The organism is Taishania pollutisoli, from assembly GCF_014518315.1.
Classification (GTDB): domain Bacteria; phylum Bacteroidota; class Bacteroidia; order Flavobacteriales_D; family Crocinitomicaceae; genus Taishania; species Taishania pollutisoli.
Window position 1 is genome coordinate 1 of record NZ_JACVEL010000032.1, and the last position, 1,969, is coordinate 1,969.

Sequence of the window (1,969 nt, forward strand, 5' to 3'; positions counted from 1 at the left end):
AGACGCTGAGTTCATCAGGTCTTTCCAACAACGGGACGGCGTATGTGTATACGAATGTATCGACGAGCTTAGCGGAAGCACTGATTTTTTGCCAGGGCTATGACCCGTGTAACACGATGAATGACATCTCCAACGGTTTTGTGAATGTGTTCCAATCGATGTTGAATCAGGGGCATTTTTACAATCCGGCAGCTATCTCTCTGACTACAAGTTCTATTTACCAGCAAACCGCCTTGCCGGATTATTTTGGAGTAAATGCTGTTTTTGCCGGAGTAACTTCAGACCAAATTATGTATGTATCTGGAGCTTCCAGTGAAATTGCGTTTACTGGTCCATTTCCATCAGGTATTGATCAAATTGTTTCTTTTGAAATGACACCTGTTCTTTCAAATCCTGCGCATTCCGGTACATTTGCGATGATCTATCTGGACAACGCCTCACAAACACAGACCATTACCGGAACTTACATCCTGAGCATCTATGGTGTAAAACCGTCTCAGTTTATCCTGTGCCCGGAAAACACGGTGTGTGTGCCCCAGGCAGTTGCTCCTGTTAGCTGCAACACAGCTTACGGGGATTATACGGCAGCGATGAACATCGTCGACAATGCGTACTGGGGAGCAGATCTGGTTTTGTTTAATGACCTTCACCGTCTATCGGAAGCGGATTTTTGTGCGGGGAACTATGCGTATATCGCAGACGCCTATTTAGAGTACATCACCACGTTTTGTTCCAACTCCCAGGGGGTGGAAGACGCGATGTACCTTTCGATTGCGAATTTCGGGAGCACCCCCATTGGTTATGCGAATGCAGAACTGTTAACCGTGATTGATTTGTATGAAGCATCAAATGCCTCGAACCCTTCGCATGCGGATTATGTTCCCTGGAATGCCTTTGCGGCAGCGTACATTGCAGAGATGGATGGGGTGTACTGTCCGCCGTTGCTGCCCAATCAACCGCTACCGGAGGTTACGCTTCCGGAGCCGGATCCGTGTCAGTGGGTGAACAATGTGATGACGGTGAATGCACTGCTGCAGCAAGAGATTTACCTGGATCAACTGGCGGATGCCTTTCAACAGGCGTACATCCGTCAGGCGATCGCCTCTGTTGAAGAAACCCTGACCCAATATTACTACGACAAAGAATACCACTATACACTGTATTATTACGACCGTGCGGGGAACCTGATTCAGACGGTTCCGCCCAAAGGCGTGAAACGTTTTGAATACACCGATTCCGGCAGCCCGATTGTATCCGAAGGATCACCAGGACACACCGGTTCCAGCCATACAGACATCAACACGATGCGTCTGAGTAGTCCGGATGCGACGGATCTGGTGAATCCGCTCAACAGTGCTCAGAACGTGGCACCGGAGCATACCTATGAAACGCAGTACCGCTACAACTCCTTGAACCAGTTGGTGTATCAACGAACCCCGGATGGAGGAGAGAGCCGCTTTGCGTATGACAAACTCGGGCGTTTGATCATGAGCCAGAATGCCCTTCAAAAAACAAATAACCAGTACAGCTATACCCGCTACGATGAACTGGGTCGTGTGGTGGAAGTCGGCGAACTAACCAAAGCGGACCACAGCATCAATGAGATGGGAAGATTAGTCAACAATTTAGGCGTAGAGCAAACAGCGATCGTGAACCATGCAAACTTTCCGAATAACTTTTCAACAGTACGGGAAGAAGTAACACGTACCCTTTACGATGAACTTCCGGGAGACATTGTGGCACACAATACACCGGGCGGATTACCTGTGGCTTCGCAGCTTACGAGCCTGTTTGAGAACTACGCGTACGACAATACCCGCAACCGGATTTTGGGGGTGCTGTACCTGGAGACCCTGTCACCTTCCAACCCGGCGAGCAATGCCGATTACACAAACGGTACGTTTTACAATTACGATGTACACGGCAATGTGAGTGAGCTTGTGCAGGTGCACCACGATGCGGTCCTGAT

1 protein-coding gene is annotated in these 1,969 nt (G+C 49.2%); it reads left to right on the plus strand.

Annotation, left to right across the window (positions count from 1 at the left end; translation table 11 throughout):
• Positions 1-1,969: hypothetical protein (locus H9Y05_RS16125; protein ID WP_216714893.1), on the plus strand; the 1,969-nt coding region annotated here is incomplete at both ends.